Origin of the sequence: Amycolatopsis vastitatis (genome assembly GCF_002234595.1) — a bacterium.
In the GTDB taxonomy this organism is placed as follows: Bacteria; Actinomycetota; Actinomycetes; order Mycobacteriales; family Pseudonocardiaceae; genus Amycolatopsis; species Amycolatopsis vastitatis.
Genome location: NZ_NMUL01000113.1, coordinates 1 through 2749, shown reverse-complemented (window position 1 = coordinate 2749; position 2749 = coordinate 1). Strand labels below are relative to the sequence as shown.

Sequence of the window (2749 nt, the reverse complement as noted above, 5' to 3'; positions counted from 1 at the left end):
CCCGGAATGGCACCGCACCCATTGACGCTTCCAGTGGCGATCACCAACGCCATCGGCTCTCCCGTGCCGGGAACCGAAGAATCAATCGGGTCCTGCACATCATGGCCATCGTTCAGCTGCGAAACGACACACCCGGCCGTGGCTACTACCGGCGCAAACTAGCCGCCGGAAAGACGCCGATGGAAGCGCTGCGCTGCCTCAAAAGACGCTTATCAGATGTCGTCTACAAACAACTCGTCCACGACACCAAACGCGCTACGGCGGCGAGCCCGGGAGGACACTCGGGGGCGACTCTGACATCCAGCGCGGCCGACCCAACCCCAACGATCGACTCTTCGGACAAGTCACTTCCCGGACCGCAACCAGCAAGCCTACCCCCTGCCGCAGCCACCCTCTTGACATAGAGGGGAGCCATGAGCGCGTCGAGTCGTGCGCGGTCAGGCAGCAGGCGAGGGCAAGCATGTATCGACCCGGAGCCTGCGGAAGCGGGATCGGGAGTTCCCCAGGCGTTGCCGGGATACGTCAGTTTCCTAGCGGCGTGCGCACGTGCCGGTGCCCGCTGGTCGGGAAGGCCGGCGGTGCGGGCGGGAGCAGGTCGTGCAGGACGTAGCCGCACTTCTCCGCGACCCGGCAGGAGGCCGGGTTGTTCTCCGCGTGCAGCAGGTCGAGGCGGGTTAATCGGACGAGGTCCTGAGTGTGCAGTGCCCATTGCGACGTGGTCTCCAGAGCTCGGGTGGCGATGCCTCGCCCCCGGGCGTGGGCCGCTGTCCAGTAGCCGACTTCGGCCATGTCGGCGGTCACCACTTTCATGCCCACGTGGCCGAGGGGTGTCTGGTCGTCCTCGGCCAGTACCGCGAAGCTGAACCGTGTTGCGGACTGCCAGCCGGCTTCCTGTGCGGCCAGCCACTGCCGGGCTTCGGCTTCGTCGGTCAGGGAGGTGGTCAGCCGCTGTCGCAGCATCGGATCGCGATGTGCCGCGACTAGCGCCGGCAGGTCGTCCGGCCGCCATGGGCGCAGGCGTAAGGCGGCCGCGGACTCGGTCGGCGGTACGGCCAGGGTGGTCGTCACGTCGTCCATCTTGCGCGCCCGGCCCGACTCGCGTGGATCGCTGTCGGCGGGAACACGCTCAATGCGGCAGAAGCGGATGTTCCGGGGAGCGTTGGTTCGCCGGAGGCCCGGGCTGCGGGTACTCGGCGCGTTCGGCTGTTCAGACACGCTCCGGCGGCTGACCGCCTGGCGGAACGCTGACGTCCTACGCGCGTGAGGCCCGCCAAATCAGTGCTGGCTGGCCGACCGAGCGCTGCCGCAACCCGGTCAGTTCGATTCGAGTCGGATCAAGCCGCAGCAGCGCATAGGACGGATCTGACTTGCCGCCCTTCCAGAACAGGATCGGGTCATAGCCCAACGGCGGGGGCGTGCTGGCAAACAGATCCCAAATCCGCTGACGGTCACGTTGATCGTCAACCACCGTCAGCGCGCCCTCGATATGGACGTTGTCCTGCTGCGGGTCCCAATAGGTCAAGCTGACCCTTGGCTCCTCCCGGAGCTGCCGGATCTTGTAGCTGTCGCTGGTCGTCGCGATCCAACCGGTGCTGTCCTCCCAGATCGGATGGAGAATCCGCGTCCGCGGCGCACCATCGGACCCCACCGTCGCAACCGTCGCCCACGCAATCCGTGCCACCCGGGCTTCGAACTCCTCAGCGATCTCTGTAAACGACCCCACATCCACGACGCACACCCTACCCTCGAAGAACTGATTCACGCGGAGAGCGAAACGCCGACGCTGCCCAACACACCCGTCAGCCCGCCCTCGTCCGCGTCGGCGCCCGCTTCGAACGCGGTGTGCTCGTCGAACGTGGCACCGCCCACGAAGCCGTCAAGGAACCCACCGTGGATCTGGTACCACCGCCTCGCCGAGGATGCACGACAATCGTCACCGGCACTTCACAGCCTGCCGAGAGGATGGCGCTCGTGCCCCGACAACCTGCCCCGCCGATAGCAGCGGTGATCAGTTTCCTCGACTGCATCAACCGTGGAGACCTTGATGGCCTCGCAGCGCTGATGACGGACGATGACGCGCTGATTGTCCTGGAGGAACCACCGCTCGTCGGCCGAAAGGCCAATTTCGAAGCCTGGAATGGCTACTTCACTGCGTTCCCCAGCTACGTGATCCACCCTCGCCACATCGTGTCGTCAAGGGGAACCGTCGCGGTGCTCGGCACAACGACAGGCTCGCACCTTGAGCTGCCCGACGAGGAGGAGATGAAGCTCGATGTCATCTGGGTAGCCGAAGTGGTCAACGGCAGGCTGTCCAGGTGGCGCGTCGCCGAGGACGCCCCCGAACTGCGCGCCGAGATCGGCATCCCATCCAACGCCTGAACCGAGCGACTGCAGGGCGCCGACCTGGCACGACTGGGTCCGAAGGACGTCGGCATCAACGCAGTCGTGGCCGTCCGCCGAGGCACACGCACACTGCGGCAGATGAGTGCGTTGGTGGCCCGCCACGTTTGGTCGGCAGGAAAATGGGTTGGGCGGAACGACGTCCGGGTTGGTAGCGTCTCGGAGGCCGTGGCATCGCGCGAGGAGGTGAGACCCATGAACGCTGTATCGAGTGGGTGCTCCCTTCTCTTCACGGCCGGGCGATTGACGTAGGTGTCGCCGGGAGCGCCTCGACAACAAGGCACTCCCGAAAGGCAACAACCTGTGCATTCTGTGCATTTCACTGCGGAGACAACGTCGAGCGGTGTCG

At 65.7% G+C, this 2749-nt stretch carries 4 protein-coding genes; 2 read left to right on the top strand and 2 right to left on the bottom strand.

Annotation, left to right across the window (positions count from 1 at the left end; genetic code table 11):
- The first annotated feature begins 20 nt into the window (after positions 1-20).
- A complete protein-coding gene (locus CF165_RS49650) occupies positions 21-404 on the top strand; it encodes a transposase (protein ID WP_240522220.1) in 384 nt (127 codons plus the stop codon).
- Between the two features lie 118 nt (positions 405-522).
- Here the strand turns inward: CF165_RS49650 and CF165_RS49645 are convergent, their stop codons facing one another.
- Both CF165_RS49645 and CF165_RS49640 read right to left on the bottom strand, forming a co-directional pair.
- Positions 523-1068: a GNAT family N-acetyltransferase gene (locus CF165_RS49645; RefSeq protein ID WP_205661254.1), complete on the bottom strand. Its 546-nt coding sequence runs from the start codon at positions 1066-1068 to the stop codon at positions 523-525.
- Between the two features lie 184 nt (positions 1069-1252).
- Positions 1253-1762, bottom strand: coding sequence for a pyridoxamine 5'-phosphate oxidase family protein (locus CF165_RS49640; RefSeq protein ID WP_093954554.1), 510 nt, complete (start codon positions 1760-1762; stop codon positions 1253-1255).
- 242 nt (positions 1763-2004) lie between these two features.
- Between CF165_RS49640 and CF165_RS49635 the strand changes: the two genes are divergently transcribed.
- A complete protein-coding gene (locus tag CF165_RS49635) occupies positions 2005-2379 on the top strand; it encodes a nuclear transport factor 2 family protein (RefSeq protein WP_158226984.1) in 375 nt (124 codons plus the stop codon).
- Positions 2380-2749: the final 370 nt, after the last annotated feature.